The sequence below is a fragment of the Mesorhizobium sp. M0894 genome, from assembly GCF_040319725.1.
In the GTDB taxonomy this organism is placed as follows: Bacteria; Pseudomonadota; Alphaproteobacteria; order Rhizobiales; family Rhizobiaceae; genus Mesorhizobium.
Genome location: NZ_JAMYOG010000020.1, coordinates 22,189 through 40,649, shown reverse-complemented (window position 1 = coordinate 40,649; position 18,461 = coordinate 22,189). Strand labels below are relative to the sequence as shown.

Here is an 18,461-nt window from a genome sequence, read left to right as displayed (position 1 = left end):
CCCCCTCTGTCCTGCCCTCTTTGCCACCACTTGGCATCTCCCCCACTAGGGGGGAGATCGGATGTCGCCTCGGCTCTCGCCAATCCCTGAGACGAAAAACTTGGACTTCTCCTCAATCACGAAGCGGTGATGCTGTAACGAACCGTGTGTCGGCGGCGAAGTGTGGGCATGGAACCGCACAGGAGAACAGCGATGACCGGATCGAAACGCGGCACGGCCCTTGTCGGGCTTGCCCCAGCTCTGCTTTCGGCGGCTTTGTTTTCGGCAATCGGGCTGTCGGCAACCAGCGCGGCTGCCGGCCAGACGCTGACCGTCGTCGAGCTGTTCACCAGCCAGGGCTGCTCGTCCTGCCCGCCGGCCAACGCCAATCTGATCAAGGTCAAGGACCGGCCCGGCGTGCTGGCGCTGTCCTTCAACGTCACCTACTGGGATTATCTCGGTTGGAAGGACACATTCGGCAAAGAAGAATTCACGCAGCGCCAGGTCCGCTATGAACCGTCGCTCGGCCGTTCCGGCCCGTTCACGCCGCAAGTGGTGGTCAACGGCAAGGCCGATGCGGTCGGCGCCAGGCCGGGCGAGATCGAGCAGCTGATTTCGAGCGGCGGCCACGCCGATGGACCTTCGCTGTCGCTCGCCGGTGGAAAGGTCAGCATCGGCGCCGGTCCGGTGCCCGGCGGCAAGGCCGATGTCTGGCTGGTGCGTTACGGCAAGGGCGTCATCGAGGTGCCGGTGGCGCGCGGCGAAAACACCGGCCGCACGCTGCCGCACGCCAATGTCGTGCATTCGCTGACCAGGCTGGGCAGTTGGACCGGCGACGCCACCGCGCTGCCGCTGCCGGCGACGACGGGCGGCCTCAGCACCGCGGTGCTGGTCCAGGTGCCGGGCGGCGGGCCGATCCTCGGTGCCGCTGCGAATTAGAACCCGTTCCGAAATTTGCGCAATGCCGCAGCGGCGCCGCCGCATGCGATCAACCCTGCCATAACCCAAGGAGACCACCATGACCAATCACCTGACCCTGGCGGCACTCGCCCTCGCACTTTGCTCGACGGCGCTGTTCGCCGGAGGCGCTGCGCGGGCCGAAGATGCGATGAAGCCGGCGAACGCCATGGCGACAAACGCCATGAAGCCGGCAACCGATGCCATGAAGCCGGCCGGCGCCATGGCGCCTGATGCAATGGCCACAACTGCGATGAAGGCGGGCGATCCGATGAAGGCCGACTGCATGGACAAGGCCGCCGCCGAGACGGACGCCATGAAGAAGGCAGAGGCGACCAAGGCCTGCGATGCCATGGCTCCGGCCAAATAGGCGATGCGCACAGCAATGTGAGAGCCCGGCGGATCTATCCGTCGTATAATCCACACCAGCATCATGGGAGATCAGACATGACCGGAGCCCTGAAACGATCGTCGACTTTCGCAAAAGCAGCACTTGCCGCGCTCATCCTCACGGCTGCTGCTGCCGTGTTCTGGCAGACACCGGCAGTCTCGGCCGAAGACGCGGTGGTGATCCCGCCGCCGGCAATGGACGAGAAGGCCACCGCCGGGACCGAAAAGGCGGTCTTCGCCGGCGGCTGCTTCTGGGGCGTCCAAGGCGTGTTCCAGCACGTCAACGGCGTAACCAGCGCGGTCTCCGGCTATGCCGGCGGCGACAAGGAAACGGCCGTCTATGAAATGGTCGGCACCAGCCGGACGGGCCACGCCGAATCCGTCGAGATCACCTATCAGCCGTCCAAAGTCACCTATGGCCAGCTGCTGCAAGTGTATTTCTCGGTCGCGCACAATCCGACGCAGCTGAACTACCAGGGGCCGGACAGCGGCACCCAGTACCGCTCGACGATTTTTGCCGAAAACGACACGCAGAAAAAGATCGCCGAAAGCTACATCGCCCAGCTCGACAGGGCCAAGGTGTTTGCAAAGCCGATCGTGACGACGCTGGAGACCGGCAAGACCTTCTATCCGGCCGAGGACTATCACCAGGACTTCCTGACGCTCAACCCGACCTATCCCTATATCGTCTACAATGATCTTCCCAAGGTCGAGAATCTGAAGCGGCTGTTCCCCAACCTCTACAGCGAAAAGCCGGTGCTGGTGCTGGCCGCCAACAAGAGCTGAGCTTTTGCGCCGGCGGGCGCGACGGAGAATAAGCGTCGGCGATCCTTCGCACCCCCCTCTGTCCTGCCGGACATCTCCCCCGCAAGGGGGGAGATCGGCTATCACCTCGACCTTCGCCAAATCTCCAACGTTCAGGACGAGCGGAGCGCTGAAACTGCTAATCTCCCCCCTTGCGGGGGAGATGGCCGGCAGGCCAGAGGGGGGTGCTGTCCCGCCAACGTCTCGAAACTACACCCCCTTTTTCCAGGGCAGGCTCCAGCGCACTTTCTCCAGCGTCGCCTTTGCCTCGGCCGAGTCCGGGTCGGGCTCTGTCTCACGATAATGCGCCGAGCCCTCAGGCGGGTAGGCAAGTGTGTTGTTGAACGCGAATTTGTCGATCTGGCTGAAGTCGGGGAAAGGCAGGTTTTCCGTCTCGCGCCAATCGCTGACCCTTTTCTCCGCGGCGATGCGTTTTTCGTCGTCGATCGGAAGGTCGGTGGCTCTGTATTCCAGCGATGAGGGGAAGGCGAACTGCGCGCCGGCATCATCCATGATGTTGATCATGGACAACAGGATGTCCTCGCGGATGGCTTGGAACTCGGCCACGTCGGCGGTTTTGACGTAGGTGAACACGTCGATGTCGAGCGAATAGGCGCCGAAGCCGGCAAAGCGCACGCGGCACGGCTCGTCGACGACGCGCGGATGGGCGATCAGCAGCTTGCGCAGCTCGGCCAGGACGTAGCGCAGCTGATCGGGCGTGGTCTCGTAGCGCAGCTGCAGCGTCGTCGCGAACCGGGTGCGGTCGCGATGCGCGTAGTTCTCGATCTGCATACCGGCGAAATCCGAATTCGGCACCGAGATGATCGTGCGGTCGAGCGACCGGATGCGTGTCGAGCGCATGCCGATATGCTCGATCGTGCCGGACTGGTCGCCGAACTTGCAGAAGTCGCCGACGCTGACCGGCCGATCGGCATAGAGCGTCAGGCCGGAGAGGAAGTTCTGCAGCGTCGGCTGCGCCGCCAGCGCCACCGCCAGGCCACCGATGCCGAGACCGGCAATGACGCCTTCATAAGGGATGGCGAGCACTTCGGCCAACAGCAGGAAGGCGACGACCAGCACGGCGACGCGCGCGACGCCGGTGGACAGCGAAATCAGCGTGTCGTGATAGCCGGGCACTTGCCACAGCCCGCGATAGTGTTCGGCGACCTTGCCGATCAGGTGCCAGACCACCGGCACGGCGCCGATCACGATCAGGCTCCAGGCGATTGCCTTGACCGGGGCGGCGACCACTTGCGGCAGGCCGAGCGGGCGCAGCGTCAACAGCAGGAAGAAGCCAAGCACGATCGAGCGCACCGCCCATTCGACGATGCGGAAGAAGGCCGAGCTGTCCGTCCTTCGCACAAACAAGGAAATCAGCGCATTGGCGATGAAGCCGAAGACGATGCCGGCCACTGCGGCAAGGCCGAGCATCCACCACTGCCAGTGCTCCATCGGTCCGGCGCGGGTGAGCAGGCCGGGGCTGATCTCGCGGGCGAGGCCACGGGCGATGAAGAACGGGTCGGTGCTGGCGAAGGCAGCGAACTCCGGCGCCACCGGCACGTCTTCCACGTCGGCGTAGAGCGCGCGGATGTGGGCGAGCGTCTCGGGCGTGAACTGCCAGATCTTGCCCTTCTCGGTCTCGACAGGGCCGATGACGATGTTGCCGGCGGGATGCTCGAAATAGATGAAGGGGGTGTTGCTCTTCGGGTCGTCGGGGATCTCCTGCCAGTAGACATAGCCGATGCGGTCGATGACCTTTTTGAGATAGCGCTCGAGCAGGAACGCCTCGTCGCCGCGCACCGCCTGACTGTAGTTGCGCAGGTCGAGCGCCGCCTGTGCCGGATCGCCGGCCTCGGTGAGGCCGCTCAACAGTACCTTGAACGTGTCGCGCGGCGAGGCACGCTTGCTCGGATCGTCGACCATGTCGACGGCTTCGCCACGCGCTTCCTGGAATTCGGCGAGCTTTGCCTGGAGCTGGGCAAGTGGCGGCCCGACGATAAACCACTCGCCATTCTTGCGGCGAAAGGTGAGATCGAAGGAAACCCTGGTGCCATATTGCGGGAGCGTCGCCGTCACCTCGTCGCCGGCAATCGTATCATGCGGCAGGCTCCACAGGCGGAACGTCGCGTTGTCGATGACGGTGAACAGGAGCTTGGTGTAATCGGGCATGTTGAGGCCGCCGCGGTCGGCCTCGGTGACGTCGACGAGGCCCGCTGCCAGACCGGCAAGACCCATGCCGCCGCCGGTCGCGCGCGGCACGTTGTCGGCGCCGCTCTCGTTCATCGTCTGCAGGAACGAGCGCATGGTGCTCATCGGGCTCGACTGGTCGACACGGACGTCCTCGACGGCGCTGACGCGCACGCCTGTCCACCATTCGGCGGTGGCGACATCGAAACGGCCCATGAAGCTTTCGCCGTCAGGCGACTGGACGAAGGTGAAGGCGCCCTGGCGGTCGCCTTCGAACCAGTGGCCGACAAGCTTGTCGCCTTCGGCCTTGGCCTCGATGCGGCCGTTGTAAAGCGGGTAGACGCCCTTTACGTCGGCGCCGGTCTGCTCGAACTTGATCTGGGCGCCGCCGCCGCGCCATTTCGTGTCCCACACGCCGGTCCAGCTGGCCGCGTCCTGCGCATGCGCCTGCGGCATGGCCGGCAGCAGGCCTGCAAGCGCGAGTGCGCCGACCAGCGCGACCGTCCGGATCAGCATCAGCAACAGCCGATCCTGTCTCGCCGCAAAAAAGGGGGTCATTCTGTTGCCCTTCTTCTGCCGGCGATTCTGCTGGGCCGGCCAGAGAAGGTTATTCCGCTTGAAGATGAATATTCTGTTTCGGCCGGCGCCGGCGAAGCCGGTCAGTCATAGGTCAGATCCGTCGCCTTGCCGCCGAACACGCGGTAGGCAAAGAACGAATAGAAGATGATGATCGGCAGCACGACGACTGTCCCGACCAGGATGACGGCCAGGCTTTCGGGTGCCGAAGCAGCCTGCCAGATGGTCAGCCGGTCGGGCACGACGAAGGGGTAGAACGACCAGGCGAGCCCGGCAAAGCCAAGCGTGAAGATCGCGGCCAATGTCAGGAACGGGAGCAGCGCGTGGCGATCGTCGGGCTTCGGCAGATGAAAGGTCTGGCGCCACAGCCACAGGAACAGCACTGCCGACAGGATCGGCAACGGCGACAAATAGAGCATGGCCGGCCAGACGAACCATTTGTCGAAGATGCGCGCGCTGGCAAAGGGCGTGGCCAGTGATACTGCAACCATGCCGAGCGCGGTCAGCACCAGTGCCGTGCGCAGCCACAGCACCGCTTTCTTCTGCAAGTCGCCTTCCGTCTTGTAGATGACCCAGGCCGCGCCCATCGCCGCGTAGGCGGCGGCAAGGCAGAGCGCCACCAGCGCCCCGAAAGCCATGCCGCCAGGGCCGACGTCGAGGCCGAGCACATAGACGCCGAGCATATAGCCCTGCGCCAGCGACGCGATGACCGAACCGAGGAAGAAGATGCGGTTCCAGCGGTGCTTCCTGCCGGCCGGCACCTTGGCACGGAAATCGAATGCGACGCCGCGCAGGATCAAGCCGACCAGCAGGACGAAAACCGGAATGTAGAGCGCGGTCAGGATGGTGCCGTGCGCCAATGGGAAGGCGACCAGCAGCAGGCCGACGGCGAGCACCAGCCAGGTCTCGTTGGCGTCCCAGAACGGGCCGATGGCGGCGATCATCGTATCCTGCTCGGTGTCTTCGGCTGCGGCGAACAAGATGCCGATGCCGAGATCGAAACCGTCGAGGATGACGTAGATCAGGATGGCGAGGCCCATCAGGCCGGCGAAGATCAGAGGCAACAGGGTCGGCCAGTCGAAGCTCATGATGTTTCTCCCGGTTGCGCAACCGGTTGCGACAGCGGCCTGTTCATGACGCCCGGCAGCGGCGAGGTGTCACCATCCTTCGCCGCCTTCAATGCCAGATGCACCAACACGCCGAGATAGGCGATCAGCAGCAGCACGTAGAGGATGAGATAGACCGCGAGCGACAGCGCGACATGGCTGCCGGCGACCGGGCCGACAGCATCGGCGGTGCGCAGCACGCCGGTGACCAGCCAGGGCTGGCGGCCGATCTCGGTGGTGTACCAGCCGGCCAGCGTCGCCAGCCAGCCGGACAGTGCCATCGGCACCATGACCAGCGCCAGCGGCTTAGGCAGGCTGTGGCGACGCTTGAGGAAGAAGGCCGCCGACCAGGAGACGACGAGCATCAACAGGCCGGTGCCGACCATGATGCGAAAGCCCCAGAACACCGGAAACACCGGAGGATGGTTGCCGGCATAATCGTTCAGCCCCGGTACGATGCCGCCGGCGCTGTGCCTGAGGATGAGGCTGGCGCCGTCGGGAATGGTGAGCTCGAACCTGTTCTCCTTGGCCGCTTCGTCGGGAAGCGCAAACAGCACCAGCGGCACGTTGGGACCGGTGTTCCAGTTGGCCTCCATGGCGGCGATCTTCTGCGGCTGATGTTCAAGCGTGTTGAGGCCGTGCTGGTCGCCGGCAAAGATCTGGATCGGGATCAGGATCGCGGCGGCGAAGACACCGGTGCGCAGCGCCTTCCACATCGATTCCGAGCGATCGCCGTAGAGATAGCGCAGCGCCGACAGGCCAGCGATCAGGAACGAGACGGTCAGCCCCGAAGCAAGCAGCATATGAACGAGCCGGTAGGGCATGGACGGATTGAAGACAACGGCCCACCAGTCGGTGGCGTGCGCAACACCATCGCGAATTTCGAAGCCGGCCGGCGTCTGCATCCACGAATTGAGGGCGATGATCCAGAAGGCGGACAGAGTGGTGCCGCCGGCTACCAGCACCGTCGCCAGCGTGTGGACGCGGTTTGAGACGCGGCGGAAGCCGAACAGCATGATGCCGAGGAACGCCGCCTCGAGGAAAAAGGCCGTCAGGATCTCGTAAGCCAGCAGCGGGCCGGCGATGTTGCCGACCGTCTCCATATAGCCCGGCCAGTTGGTGCCGAACTGAAAACTCATGGTGACGCCGGAAACCACGCCCATGGCGAAGGACAGCGCGAATACCTTAACCCAGGTGAAATAAGCGCGCATCCAGGCGGAGTCGCCTGTCGCGTTGTAGCGGAGCTTGAAGAACAGCAGCACCCAGCCGAGCGCGATGGTGATCGCCGGGAACAGGATGTGGAACGAGATGTTCGCGCCGAACTGTATGCGCGACAGGATGAGCGGGTCCATGGCGGCTCCAGCTGCTGCTTGTTTGTACAAGGATAGGCTTCATGCGCCGGGCGGTCAAAGCGGCGTCCCGCCGCGAGGCGGAACGCCGCAGTGCCGGTTAATCTGCTTTTGCGTGGAATTTTGCTGGACGACCAGGCGGGTGTTGCCTATTCCGGCGAACCTCGATGTCCAGAACTGTCAGGAGCGCCATTGACATCCGGATTTGCGCACCGACATTCAGCGGATTAAATCAACAACTCTGTTTCAAGCAGCCGTTTTCAGCCATGCAGCCGATCATCTCGATTTCCGGGGTCACGAAGACCTACGCCACCGGCTTCAAGGCGTTGAAGGAGATCAATCTCGATATCGTGCGCGGCGAGATATTTGCGCTGCTGGGGCCGAACGGCGCCGGCAAGACGACGCTGATCTCGATCGTCTGCGGCATCGTCAACCGCTCGTCGGGCACCGTCACGGTCGACGGCCATGACATCAACCGCGACTACCGCGCTGCGCGCGGCCTGATCGGGCTGGTGCCGCAGGAACTGACCATCGATGCCTTCGAGAGCGTGTGGGCGACGGTCAATTACAGCCGCGGCCTGTTCGGCAAGCCGGCGGACAAGGCGTTCGTCGAAAAAGTGCTGCGCGACCTGTCGCTCTGGGACAAGAAGGACGCCAAGGCGATCACGCTGTCCGGCGGCATGAAACGCCGGCTGATGATCGCCAAGGCGTTGTCGCACGAGCCGCGAATCCTGTTCCTCGACGAACCGACCGCCGGCGTCGATGTCGAGCTGCGCCAGGACATGTGGGCGATGGTGCGCCGGCTGCGCGAAGACGGCGTCACCATCATCCTGACCACGCACTACATCGAAGAAGCCGAGGCGATGGCCGATCGCGTCGGCGTCATCAACCGCGGCGAGATCGTGCTGGTCGAGGACAAGGCCGAGCTGATGCGCAAGCTTGGCCGCAAACGGCTTGTGCTGGAACTGCGCAGCCCGTTGGCCACCGTTCCCGATGTTTTTTCGCACTACGCGCTGGAGCTTTCGCCCGATGGCGGGCAGCTGACCTATACCTATGACAACCAGAGCGAACGGCCGGGCGTCGCCTCGCTGATCCGCGAGCTCGAGGCGGCCGGCATCCAGTTCCGCGACATCGATACGGAAAACAGCTCGCTCGAGGAGATCTTCGTCAATCTGGTGAGGAAACAGGCATGAACCCGCGCGCGGCCATGAACCTTCATGCGGTATGGGCGATTTATCGGGTGGAGATGGCGCGCGCCCTTCGCACTGTGCTGCAGAGCATCGTTTCGCCGGTCATTTCGACGTCGCTCTATTTCGTCGTCTTCGGCTCGGCCATCGGCTCGCGCATCACCGAGATCGACGGCATCAGCTACGGCGCCTTCATCGTGCCGGGGCTGATCATGCTGTCGCTGCTGACGCAGTCGATCTCCAACGCCTCCTTCGCCATCTACTTTCCGAAATTCGTCGGCTCGATCTACGAATTGCTGTCGGCGCCGGTGTCCTATCTGGAGATCGTCATCGCCTATGTCGGAGGTGCGGCGACAAAGTCGATCGTGCTTGGCCTGATCATTTTGGCGACGGCCTCGCTGTTCGTGCCGCTGACGATCGAGCATCCGTTCTGGATGCTCGCTTTCCTGGTGCTGACGGCCGTGACCTTCAGCCTGTTCGGCTTCATCATCGGCATCTGGGCAAGAAGCTTCGAGCAACTGCAGCTGGTGCCGCTGCTGATCATCACACCGCTGACCTTCCTCGGCGGCAGCTTCTATTCGATCAACATGCTGCCCGGCATCTGGCGCACGGTGACGCTGTTCAACCCGGTGGTCTACCTGGTTAGCGGCTTCCGCTGGAGCTTCTACGGCAAATCCGACGTTTCGGTCGGCGTCAGCCTCGGCATGACGGTGGTCTTCCTGCTTGTCTGCATAGCGATCGTCGCCTGGATCTTCAGAACCGGCTACCGGCTGCGCAACTGATCGATTGGCCTTGCCAAGCAAAGCAGCCTTATCGATCAACGGAAACAGCACTGAGTGCAGCCCCTGCAACGATAGCCCCTTGACCTTCATGTTTTGTTATATATCATGTTATGATTTATCGCGAGGCGGATTGGCCTATGGAAGACGTCATACGATCGCTTGGCTTCCTGTGCCTGGGCAGCAGGATGAAGCGTATAGGCGAGCAACTGCAAGCGGAGGCGCAGCGCCTTCTCGACCGGCTGGATGTTCCGGTTCAGGCGAGCCAGTACCCACTGCTGGCCGCGCTCGACAGGCTAGGCCCCCTGCCTGTCGGGGAACTGGCGCAATCCCTTGGCATCGCGCAGCCAGGCGTAACGCGAAGCGTCTCGCTTCTCGCCGAGTTGGGATTGCTCGAGGTCAGTCCGTCGATCGATGACCAGCGGCGCAGGATCGTCTCCCTCACCAGGGACGGCCGGCGGCTGGTCGATGTCGCAAAGCGCGAGGTCTGGCCGCGCATCGAGAACGCCGTCGCGGATCTGTGCGCGGATCTTTCGGGGCCGCTTCTCGATCAGTTGGCCGCCATCGAGGACGGCCTCGCCGCGGCTCCTCTCGACCGTCGTGCACCAAAACCGAGAGATGCCGTGCAATGAAACACCTGCTTGACCGCCCGATCTGGAGCGCGCTTCAGACGCGACATCAGGCCTTCGCGCAAGGTGGCAACCTCGCCAGGCGATATCGGCCGTCGATTGTTCCTTTCGCCGCCACTGGCGCGGACGACGCGGAAAGCCTGCGGGCGCTCGAAAAGCTTGTCTCCCCGGGCGAGAGTGTGATCCTGCTTCAAGCGGACGCCATTGCTCTGCCCACGGGGCTTTCCGCGACTTCGACCGCGGCCGGGGTTCAGATGATTGCCGAGCAGCCATTGCAGATCGTGTCCGACGGGCGCGTGCAACGTCTGACGCGAGACGACGCCGCTGAGATGCTGGCTCTGGCGTTGGTCACCAAGCCTGGCCCATTCACGCTCGAAGCCTTGAGCCTGGGCGATTTTTGGGGTGTGAAAATCGAGGGCAGACTTGCAGCAATGGCCGGCGAGCGCATGAAGCAACCTGGCTATACCGAACTCAGCGGAGTGTGCTCACATCCGAAATTTCGCGGCGGTGGCCTGGGCAAGCTGTTGTCCATATTCGTGGCAAACCGGATAGTGGCGCGCGACGAAATTCCCTATCTCCACGCTTATGCCAGCAACGCCACGGCCATTAGACTTTACGAGTCCATTGGCTTCAGGTTGCGAAGCACAATGAATGTGGCCGTGGTTCAGCGCACCGAATGATTCGTCGGCGCATAATGCGTAGCATGGATGCATCCCGCATCGGGAAGGAAGGATTTCGTATCGCCGAAATCCTTCCTTGAGACTGCAAGACCTTGCTGCGTGTCAGACCGCGATCTTGCCACCACCTTGCCTGGTGATGGCAACGACCGCCGGCCGCACCGGCATGTCCGGCTTGAAGTCGGGCCAGCGGGTCGACAAATCCTCATAGTAGGACGGACGGCCGAAAGCCTCCCAGTCCTCGCCACCGTCGCCTGGATGCTGGACGGCAACGAAAGCGGTCTGGTCGTCCGGCGCAAACAGGGGACCACACATTTCGGCGCCGATCGGCACGCGGAAGAACAGTTTTGAGGTCGCCCGCGCCGGCCCTTCCGTATCGACCGCCCACAGACCGTCGGTGCGGCCAGTGGCCTTCGGACCCTGACCGTCGGTGGCGACCCAGAGGCGGCCGGTCGAATCAACCGCGCAATTGTCCGGCATGCCGAACCAGCCATTGGCCGTGGTTGCGGTCGAGAAGGTGGCGCCGACTGCCGCAACCGAGGGCTCACCGCATTTCAAGAGCACCTCCCACTTGCCCTTGGTGGCGGCAAAATCGCCACCGTCCTCGACGATCTCGATGATGTGGCCAAAGGCATTTTCGGCACGCGGGTTGGCGGCATCGACCTGATCGGCCTTGCGCTTCGAATTGTTGGTCAGCATGACATAGACCTTGCCGTTGGCGGCATTGGGCTGGATGTCTTCAGGGCGGTCCATCTTGGTGGCGCCGAGCAGGTCGGCGGCGCGGCGCGTCTCGATCAGCACGTCGGCCTGGCTGGCAAAGCCGTTCTCCGCCGTCAGCGGCCCTTGGCCGAAGACGATCGGCAGCCATTCGACCGAACCGTCGTCGGCAAACTTGGCGACATGCAAGGTGCCGTCGTCGAGCAAATCCATATTGGCGGCGCGGTCGTCCGGATTGAACTTGCCTGTGGTGACGAACTTATAGACATAGTCGAAGCGCTCGTCGTCGCCGAGGTAGAAGACGACACGGCCATCCTTGGCGACGATCGATTCGGCGCCCTCATGCTTGAAGCGGCCCATTGCGGTGCGCTTCTTCGGCACCGAAGTCGGATCCTGGACGTCGACCTCGACGATCCAGCCAAAGCGGTTCGGCTCGTTCGGCTCTTTGCCGATGTCGAAACGGTCGTAATGCGCTGCCCATTCATAAGCACCTTCGGGAATGCCGAGCCGCTTGTAATTGGCCGCTTCCTTGTGGCCTTGCGGCAGCTCGCCCGAGAAATAGCCGTGGATGTTCTCCTCGGCCATGACATAGGTGCCCCACGGCGTGACGCCGCCGGCACAATTGTTGACGGTGCCGACGACTTTCGTGCCGGTCGGGTCGGCGCTGGTCTTGACGCGGTCGTGGCCGGCGACGGGGCCGGACAGCGCGATCTCGGTGTTGGAGGTGATGCGGCGGTTGAGCTTGCCGTCGCGAACGACCTGCCATTTGCCGGCTTCCTTGCGGATCTCGACAATGGTGCCGCCATGCGCGGCCATCTCGACGTCGACTTGTTCCTTGCTGAGAGGCGCCTGCTTGGCTTTGCCATCGACGATGGTGACGAGGCCTGGAAACATCAGGTGCGGATTGGTGTATTCGTGGTTGACCACCAGCAGGCCGTGCTCGGCCGAGCCGTCGATCGGGATATAACCGACATAGTCATTGTTGTAGCCGAATTGTCTGGCCTGGGCTTCCGCCGACTGTTTTGTCGGATCGAATTCCGGCGAATCGGCGAACAGCGGATCGCCCCAGCGCAGCAGCACGTCGGCGTCATAACCGGGTGCAACGTGATGCTTGTCGTCGATGCCGGCCTCGAGCTCGTCGAAAGCGAAGGCGGAGCCTTCGGCGGCGCGGGCGTTGTCGGCGGTGATCAGCGCCAGCGGGCTGACGGTAGCGGCTATGGCCGAGACGGCAAGCGAGCCCTTGAGGAAGCCGCGGCGCGAGAACCGCGCGGCGATGATCTCACCCATGGTGCGGTTGTCGCTGGGATTGGCTCCTGGCCCATCGTTTTCCTCGAGCAGGCTGGTGCGGAAATGGACGTCAGGGGTGCGATGTTCGGTCATAGGGGCCTGCCTCTGGCTGGATGGATTGCTGGAGCGTGTTGCCTGGCCAATCCGGTATCGCCGGCAGGTCACAGTTTGATGACATGCCGGCTAATTGCCAGCTGCGATTTCGTGCCCAACATCAGCCCGCTTGACCGCGACCGGCGCTTCGGAAACAAGAGCTGCGGCAGGCGCGCAAGGACCGCATCGGGAGGAGCAAAAAGTGAGTTTCTGGGGACTTGGGCAGCTCTGCATTTCGACAGTGATCTTCCTGCTGGCGGCTACGGCGGCGAAGCAATGGGGGCTGGCGCCGAGCTTTGGCAAGATCGTGCTGACGTTGGCGCTCTATTCGCTCGGCAATCTGATCATGCTGAGGCTGATCCGTGAATTCGGCATGTCGGTGTCGTTCAGCCTGTCAGCGGTGATCCAGCTGGTGTCGGTGAACGTGGTGGCGCTGGTCTTCTTCGGCGAGCGCGTCAATGCCTTGCAGGCGACCGGCATCGTGCTTGCCATCGCAGCTGTGGCGCTGATTACGCTCGGGCCCTATCTGCAAAGGCTGTAACTGCGATCGGGCCGATGAAGAAGACTGCAAGCAGACTGCGCAACTGGCTGGAGTTCCCGGTTCTGCTGGCCGGGCTGATCATTGCCGGCGGGCTGTGGGGCTTCGAGGAGCTAATGGAGATGGCGCGGGCCACCACGCCGCATGCCTTCGATACCGAAATCCTGCTTGCCTTCCGCAAGGCCGGCCAACCCGACAATCCGATCGGACCGGCGTGGCTGGAAGGAGCGATGCGCGACATCACCAGCCTCGGCAGCGCCAGCGTGTTGGTGCTGATCACGGCAGCAATGATCGTCTATCTGCTCCTCATCCGCAGGCCAGGCGCGGCGCTTCTCATGTTCATCGCGGTAGCGGGCGGCCAGATCCTGTCAAGCGTGCTCAAGTTCGATATAGACCGGCCGCGCCCCGATCTGGTCTCGCATCTCGCCGACGTGGCATCGCTTTCGTTTCCGAGCGGCCACGCCATGCTGTCGGCGGTGACATATTTGACGCTGGGCAGCATGGCGGCGCGGTTTTTGCCCGGGCGGACAACGAAGATCTATGTGCTCGGGCTGGCGGTGCTGACGACGGTGGTGGTCGGCATCAGCCGCATCTATCTCGGCGTCCACTGGCCGTCCGACGTATTGGCCGGCTGGTGCGCCGGCTTTGCCTGGGCGATGCTGTGCTGGCTTGCGGCCCGGTTCCTGCAGCGATGGCTCGGGCGGGCCGGCGGCACCTGACTCATGTCAGTCGATTTGCGGTCAAATCAGCCTGTTGATCAGGCCATGGCCGCAGCCTGCCAGCAGGAAAACCATCGACAGCAAGGCTGTCGAGGTCGCCAACGCATTGAATACCTTCACCTGCTCATCCTTTTTGAGTCGTTGCCTGTGAAATCGGGATCGCAATGGATGTCCCGCCAAACGATGCCGAAATTGTAGCATGCTAGCGCATCGGCTGGCAAAGAGTGCTGCATGTTTCACATATGCAAGATGATGCTTGAACCATCATAATGAAGGTATTATACGTGATATCGCAGACTCAGACGGGGGTTTTGGCCGATGATCACTGCCGCGCAGATGCGTGCCGCGAGGGCGCTGGCCGGCATCGGCCAGAAGACGCTCGCCGAGCGCGCCGGGGTTTCGCTTCCAACCATTCAGCGCATGGAAGCGAGCGACGGCGTGGTCCGGGGCGTGGTCGATACGCTGATGAAGGTCATCCAGGCCCTTGAAGAGGCCGGGGTCGAGCTGATCGGCGACAACCAGGCGAGCGAGCGTGGCGGCAGGGGCGTTCGCCTCAAGCCTGTCACGCCGCAGAACCCGCAAGGCTGACGGTACTGCCGCATCGCCGAAAATCGAAATCGATTTTCGGATAGTCCAATGCGCGGTTCAAAAGTGTTGGAGTGTACCTGTGCGTCGATTTGGACGCACGCCGCTCCAAGTCGCGACGGCGACCGCCGACAGTCCTGCCGACGATCCCGCCGCCTCCTTGGTTTCATGGGGAAGGCACTCGATGGATCAGACCCGGCGGGCAGTGCATCAATCGGCACGGCCGACATTTTCCGAACTGTTCACGCCGAAGCTGGTGACGGTGCTGCGCGAGGGCTATACGCTCGCGCACTTCAAGGCGGATGCCATCGCCGGGCTGACTGTCGCCATCGTGGCGCTGCCGCTGTCGATGGCAATTGCCATTGCTTCAGGCGTGACGCCGGAGCGCGGGCTCTACACCTCGATCATTGGCGGCTTCCTGGTCTCGGCGCTTGGCGGCAGCCGTTTCCAGATCGGCGGCCCGGCCGGCGCCTTCATTGTGCTGGTGGCTGCGACGGTGGCGCGAGTTGGCGTCGACGGCTTGCTGCTGGCGACGATGATGGCCGGCCTGTTCCTGCTTGCCATCGGCTATCTCAGGCTTGGCACCTACATCAAGTTCATCCCCTATCCGGTGACCGTCGGCTTCACCGCCGGCATCGCCGTCATCATCTTCTCCGGCCAGATCGTCGAGCTCTTCGGGCTGAAGCTCGCCGGCAAGGAACCGGGGCCGCTGGTGCCGAAGCTGATGGCCATCGGCGAGGCGGCCGGAACGATCAACCTCGCCGCAACCGCGGTGGCGGCACTGACCATCATCACCATTGCGCTGTTGAAGCGGTTTCGGCCGAAGTGGCCGGCCATGCTGATTGCCATCGGGCTGGCATCACTCGTCGTGGCATTGCTCGCCATGCCGGCCGAAACGATCGGCACGCGCTTCGGCGGCATCCCGCGCAGCCTGCAATGGCCGGCCTTCCCGCCGCTCAGCCTCGACAGGATAATCGACGTGCTGCCGGACGCCATCGCCTTTGCGCTGCTCGGGGCGATCGAATCGCTGCTGTCGGCCGTCGTCGCTGACGGCATGACCGGAAGGCGGCATCGCTCCAATTGCGAGTTGGTGGCGCAGGGCTTCGCCAATATCGCCTCCGCCTTGTTCGGCGGTATCTGCACCACCGGCACCATTGCCCGCACCGCGACCAATGTACGGGCCGGCGCGCATGGACCGGTCTCAGGCATGATGCACTCGGCCATCCTGCTTGCCCTGATGCTGGTGGCGGCACCGCTGGCCAGCTATATCCCGCTTGCGGCACTTGCCGGCGTGCTGGCGGTGGTGTGCTGGAACATGTTCGAGAAACAGGCCTTCGCCACCTTGCTGCGCGCCTCGCGCGGCGATGCGCTGGTACTGCTGGCGACGTTCCTGATCGTCATCTTCCGCGACCTGACCGAAGGCATCGTCGTCGGTTTTGCGCTGGGCTCGATGCTGTTCATCGACCGTATGGCCAAGAGCATCGCGGTGGAGGCGGACCATCAATCCTTGGTCCAGGAAGACGTTGCCGACCGCGCCAGCGCTTATGATTCCAGCGAGGCGAGCGATGCCGATACCGTGGTCTACCGGATATCGGGCGCCTTTTTCTTCGGCGCCGCCTCGACCGTCGGCACGGTGCTGGACCGCATCGCCGACCAGCGCAGGAACTTCATCCTCGACTGTTCGGCGGTGCCGTTCTTCGATTCGACGGCGGCCAATGTTATTGAGGGCGCGGCCCACAAGGCCAAGCGCGCCGGCGTTCGCTTCATTATCGCAGGCGCTTCACCGCAGACACGCCGCATGCTGATCAACCACGGCGTCAAGCGGCCGCTGGTGACTTATGCCGCCTCGATCACGGATGCGCGGGCGCAGCTGAAGAAAGCCGCGCCCGCCGCCTGAGCCGATGGCTGGCTTAGTCGAGGCCTAATGCCGCGATCTCTCCGTCGTTCATCAGCGGCACGAAGATTGTCGACTTGCCGTCGGTGCCGATGTCGGCGCTGCCCGGCTTGAACGTCGCAACCGCTTGCGGCGTGCCGCCGGCTTTGTAGCTGTAGAGCGTGCCGGTCATATACGCGGTGGCGTAAACGCTGCCGCCGATGGCGACGACGCCATCGAGGTTAGCGAACTTTTCTGCGCCGGGCAGTGACGCAATTGCCTTGGTGGCGAGATCGACCGAGAGCAGGCCGCCCGGCTCCGCGGTGCTGAAATCGGGCTTGATGCCCTTGCCCCACGAAGCGACGATCAGCCGGCCGCCATCGGCGAAGATGCCATTCGGCGAAGCAAGCGCCGCATCCCTGACGAACAGTTCGGGCCGGTCGCCGTCGATGCGATAGATCGTATCGGTAAGCATATCAGTGACGTAGACCTTGCCGGACGCGTCGGCGGTCACGTCGTTGAGGAAGACCGCGTTCGGCACGTCGATCGTCGATGTTAGCTTGCCGCTTGCGAGATCGACGACGCGCACATGGGTGAGGTCGGCGACGTAGAGTTTGCCGTCGGCAATCGCCATGCCCTTGGGCGCGTCCATGCCGTCGGTCCAATGTTGCGTAACCATCTTGCCGTCCACAGACAGGACCGACAGGTATCCATTGCCGTCGGCGTCGCCGGGATTGCCAACGATATTGGAGATGATGATGCGTTTGCCGGCGGCATCGAACAGCGCCGATTCCGGCTGCTCAAGCCCGGTAGCGCGCCAGAGTTCGGCCGCCTGAACTGCCGGCGCGGCGGCGATGCCGACCAGGGCGAGAAGTATCGAGGTGAAGAGGCTCTTCATGGCTAGTCTCCTGTAATGGAATGGGGGAGAGCTAGGCCTTTCGATACTTTTCGGGAAGATGTATCGGGACTAGTACCGAAGGCTGATACCAAATCGCGTAAAAGAGGTGCATCCCATGAACGGCCCGATCTTCGAAGCGCTGAAGCGGACGCTTAAGGCCAAGGGCGTGACCTACCGTGTCCTTGCCGAGCGGATGGGCGTTTCCGAGCCGACGGTGAAGCGCATCTTCCATGAGCGCAACTGCAAGCTCGACCGGCTGATCGAGATCTGCGATGCCGCCGGCGTGGAGTTGGAGAACGTGCTCGGCTCGATGAACAGGGGACCGGGACCTGCCAACCGGATCGCGCCGGAGATCGAGCGCAGGCTCGCCGGGCGGCCGGCACTGCTGTTCGTATTCGTCATGCTTTCCGAGAAATTCACGCCAGAAGGCATCATGCGCTCACAAGGGTTGAGCGAGGCTTCGATGTTCCTCTATCTGCGCGACCTCGAGGAACTCGGCCTGGTCGCGCTTGGTGGCGGCCTGTCGGCAAGGCTGCTGGTCGAGGCGCCGATCCAGTGGAATTTCGACGGGCCATTGCGGCCGCTGTTCGAGATGACCAACAAGAATTTCATCGGCTGGGCCATCACCCATCTTGAGCGCGAGGCGACGTTCGTCAGCTTCTCCAGGCGGATGCGGCCGGAAACGGCGGAAATGGTCAGGCGCGAGGCGGAGGAATTGGCGGAGCGCGCCAAATTGCTTGCTCATCACGACCAGCACACGACGCCCGAAGACGGGCTGGTCGGCTACAAATGGACGTTTGCGTTCGGCGCAACGCCGTTCCCGGTGATCATGCCGATCGGGCCACATCCGCGCGACGCAGGCGCGCGGACGGACGATCGAGTTGCGGCCGCCGCAAACGGACGACGTCTGCCGGCCTAGGCAAATCACGGAACGACTGAGGTCGGATTCTTGGGTTTAGGCTGCTGTCCTCCACAGACGCCTTGTAAGCCGCGAAGACTAGGCAGGCGCGCCGAAAACTAGGCAAGCGGCGCCTATAAATTGGGTGACCGTACCGATGTGCATGGACATCGGCTTGCGTAGGGTGAGCCTGTGATTATCCAGGCTGCTTTGCAGTCCGGGGCCGGCGTCAG

General features: G+C 63.2%; 17 protein-coding genes. 12 read left to right on the top strand and 5 right to left on the bottom strand.

All coding sequences use genetic code 11. The features are described 5' to 3' along the window. Positions 1-192: 192 nt before the first annotated feature. The 3 genes from NKH91_RS27530 (at position 193) to msrA (ending at position 2,112) form a co-directional block, all read left to right on the top strand. On the top strand, positions 193-918 hold the full coding sequence (locus NKH91_RS27530; protein ID WP_352848304.1) for a DUF1223 domain-containing protein: 726 nt from the start codon (positions 193-195) through the stop codon (positions 916-918). Between the two features lie 79 nt (positions 919-997). Continuing rightward, positions 998-1,306, top strand: coding sequence for a hypothetical protein (locus NKH91_RS27525; protein ID WP_352848301.1), 309 nt, complete (start codon positions 998-1,000; stop codon positions 1,304-1,306). Between the two features lie 77 nt (positions 1,307-1,383). After that, positions 1,384-2,112, top strand: coding sequence for a peptide-methionine (S)-S-oxide reductase MsrA (msrA, locus tag NKH91_RS27520; protein WP_352848299.1), 729 nt, complete (start codon positions 1,384-1,386; stop codon positions 2,110-2,112). A gap of 228 nt (positions 2,113-2,340) precedes the next feature. Here msrA and NKH91_RS27515 read toward each other — a convergent pair whose 3' ends face one another. The 3 genes from NKH91_RS27515 to NKH91_RS27505 all read right to left on the bottom strand — a co-directional run bounded on the left by NKH91_RS27515 (position 2,341) and on the right by NKH91_RS27505 (position 7,351). Continuing rightward, on the bottom strand, positions 2,341-4,875 hold the full coding sequence (locus NKH91_RS27515) for a mechanosensitive ion channel family protein (RefSeq protein ID WP_352848297.1): 2,535 nt from the start codon (positions 4,873-4,875) through the stop codon (positions 2,341-2,343). 101 nt (positions 4,876-4,976) lie between these two features. Further along, positions 4,977-5,981, bottom strand: a complete 1,005-nt coding sequence (locus tag NKH91_RS27510; RefSeq protein WP_352481386.1) for a cytochrome d ubiquinol oxidase subunit II — start codon at positions 5,979-5,981, stop codon at positions 4,977-4,979. Beyond that, positions 5,978-7,351, bottom strand: a complete 1,374-nt coding sequence (locus tag NKH91_RS27505) for a cytochrome ubiquinol oxidase subunit I (RefSeq protein WP_023718884.1) — start codon at positions 7,349-7,351, stop codon at positions 5,978-5,980. Before NKH91_RS27505 ends, NKH91_RS27510 begins: the two co-directional genes overlap by 4 nt. Before the next feature lie 263 nt (positions 7,352-7,614). On the opposite strand from NKH91_RS27505, the gene NKH91_RS27500 reads away from it, so the two are divergent. The 4 genes from NKH91_RS27500 (at position 7,615) to NKH91_RS27485 (ending at position 10,623) form a co-directional block, all read left to right on the top strand. After that, positions 7,615-8,541 carry an ABC transporter ATP-binding protein gene (locus NKH91_RS27500; protein WP_352640363.1) on the top strand — a complete coding sequence of 309 codons (927 nt, stop codon included), beginning with the start codon at positions 7,615-7,617 and terminating at the stop codon, positions 8,539-8,541. A 14-nt stretch (positions 8,542-8,555) separates the two neighbouring features. Continuing rightward, the gene (locus NKH91_RS27495; RefSeq protein WP_023718882.1) at positions 8,556-9,317 is read left to right on the top strand and encodes an ABC transporter permease; all 762 of its coding nucleotides are present in this window, start codon (positions 8,556-8,558) and stop codon (positions 9,315-9,317) included. A gap of 137 nt (positions 9,318-9,454) precedes the next feature. After that, a complete protein-coding gene (locus NKH91_RS27490) occupies positions 9,455-9,946 on the top strand; it encodes a MarR family winged helix-turn-helix transcriptional regulator (protein WP_023718881.1) in 492 nt (163 codons plus the stop codon). Then, complete coding sequence (locus NKH91_RS27485; protein WP_352481385.1) at positions 9,943-10,623, top strand: GNAT family N-acetyltransferase; 681 nt, start codon at positions 9,943-9,945, stop codon at positions 10,621-10,623. The genes NKH91_RS27490 and NKH91_RS27485 overlap by 4 nt, the downstream gene beginning before the upstream one ends. Positions 10,624-10,725: 102 nt before the next feature. Here NKH91_RS27485 and NKH91_RS27480 read toward each other — a convergent pair whose 3' ends face one another. After that, a complete protein-coding gene (locus NKH91_RS27480) occupies positions 10,726-12,717 on the bottom strand; it encodes a PhoX family protein (protein ID WP_352848293.1) in 1,992 nt (663 codons plus the stop codon). A 202-nt stretch (positions 12,718-12,919) separates the two neighbouring features. Here NKH91_RS27480 and NKH91_RS27475 point away from each other — a divergent pair, with 202 nt between their 5' ends. From NKH91_RS27475 to NKH91_RS27460, 4 genes are all read left to right on the top strand, one after another. Then, positions 12,920-13,258, top strand: coding sequence for a hypothetical protein (locus tag NKH91_RS27475; RefSeq protein ID WP_023718878.1), 339 nt, complete (start codon positions 12,920-12,922; stop codon positions 13,256-13,258). A gap of 14 nt (positions 13,259-13,272) precedes the next feature. Continuing rightward, positions 13,273-13,974: a phosphatase PAP2 family protein gene (locus NKH91_RS27470; RefSeq protein ID WP_352848291.1), complete on the top strand. Its 702-nt coding sequence runs from the start codon at positions 13,273-13,275 to the stop codon at positions 13,972-13,974. Between the two features lie 318 nt (positions 13,975-14,292). Beyond that, on the top strand, positions 14,293-14,562 hold the full coding sequence (locus NKH91_RS27465; protein WP_352885414.1) for a helix-turn-helix domain-containing protein: 270 nt from the start codon (positions 14,293-14,295) through the stop codon (positions 14,560-14,562). A 181-nt stretch (positions 14,563-14,743) separates the two neighbouring features. Continuing rightward, complete coding sequence (locus NKH91_RS27460) at positions 14,744-16,456, top strand: SulP family inorganic anion transporter (RefSeq protein WP_352848288.1); 1,713 nt, start codon at positions 14,744-14,746, stop codon at positions 16,454-16,456. 13 nt (positions 16,457-16,469) lie between these two features. Here the strand turns inward: NKH91_RS27460 and NKH91_RS27455 are convergent, their stop codons facing one another. After that, positions 16,470-17,330, bottom strand: a complete 861-nt coding sequence (locus NKH91_RS27455; RefSeq protein WP_352848285.1) for an SMP-30/gluconolactonase/LRE family protein — start codon at positions 17,328-17,330, stop codon at positions 16,470-16,472. 115 nt (positions 17,331-17,445) lie between these two features. Between NKH91_RS27455 and NKH91_RS27450 the strand changes: the two genes are divergently transcribed. Continuing rightward, on the top strand, positions 17,446-18,249 hold the full coding sequence (locus NKH91_RS27450) for a helix-turn-helix domain-containing protein (protein WP_352592331.1): 804 nt from the start codon (positions 17,446-17,448) through the stop codon (positions 18,247-18,249). Positions 18,250-18,461: the final 212 nt, after the last annotated feature.

Bases quoted from the DNA above. Each gene is read 5' to 3' on its own strand.
- msrA (WP_352848299.1), top strand. From the start codon at position 1,384: ATGACCGGAGCCCTGAAACGATCGTCGACTTTCGCAAAAGCAGCACTT.
- NKH91_RS27460 (WP_352848288.1), top strand. From the start codon at position 14,744: ATGGATCAGACCCGGCGGGCAGTGCATCAATCGGCACGGCCGACATTT.
- NKH91_RS27480 (WP_352848293.1), bottom strand. From the start codon at position 12,717: ATGACCGAACATCGCACCCCTGACGTCCATTTCCGCACCAGCCTGCTC.
- NKH91_RS27465 (WP_352885414.1), top strand. From the start codon at position 14,293: ATGATCACTGCCGCGCAGATGCGTGCCGCGAGGGCGCTGGCCGGCATC.
- NKH91_RS27470 (WP_352848291.1), top strand. From the start codon at position 13,273: ATGAAGAAGACTGCAAGCAGACTGCGCAACTGGCTGGAGTTCCCGGTT.
- NKH91_RS27515 (WP_352848297.1), bottom strand. From the start codon at position 4,875: ATGACCCCCTTTTTTGCGGCGAGACAGGATCGGCTGTTGCTGATGCTG.
- NKH91_RS27510 (WP_352481386.1), bottom strand. From the start codon at position 5,981: ATGAGCTTCGACTGGCCGACCCTGTTGCCTCTGATCTTCGCCGGCCTG.
- NKH91_RS27505 (WP_023718884.1), bottom strand. From the start codon at position 7,351: ATGGACCCGCTCATCCTGTCGCGCATACAGTTCGGCGCGAACATCTCG.
- NKH91_RS27485 (WP_352481385.1), top strand. From the start codon at position 9,943: ATGAAACACCTGCTTGACCGCCCGATCTGGAGCGCGCTTCAGACGCGA.
- NKH91_RS27500 (WP_352640363.1), top strand. From the start codon at position 7,615: ATGCAGCCGATCATCTCGATTTCCGGGGTCACGAAGACCTACGCCACC.
- NKH91_RS27490 (WP_023718881.1), top strand. From the start codon at position 9,455: ATGGAAGACGTCATACGATCGCTTGGCTTCCTGTGCCTGGGCAGCAGG.
- NKH91_RS27495 (WP_023718882.1), top strand. From the start codon at position 8,556: ATGAACCTTCATGCGGTATGGGCGATTTATCGGGTGGAGATGGCGCGC.
- NKH91_RS27455 (WP_352848285.1), bottom strand. From the start codon at position 17,330: ATGAAGAGCCTCTTCACCTCGATACTTCTCGCCCTGGTCGGCATCGCC.
- NKH91_RS27450 (WP_352592331.1), top strand. From the start codon at position 17,446: ATGAACGGCCCGATCTTCGAAGCGCTGAAGCGGACGCTTAAGGCCAAG.
- NKH91_RS27530 (WP_352848304.1), top strand. From the start codon at position 193: ATGACCGGATCGAAACGCGGCACGGCCCTTGTCGGGCTTGCCCCAGCT.
- NKH91_RS27525 (WP_352848301.1), top strand. From the start codon at position 998: ATGACCAATCACCTGACCCTGGCGGCACTCGCCCTCGCACTTTGCTCG.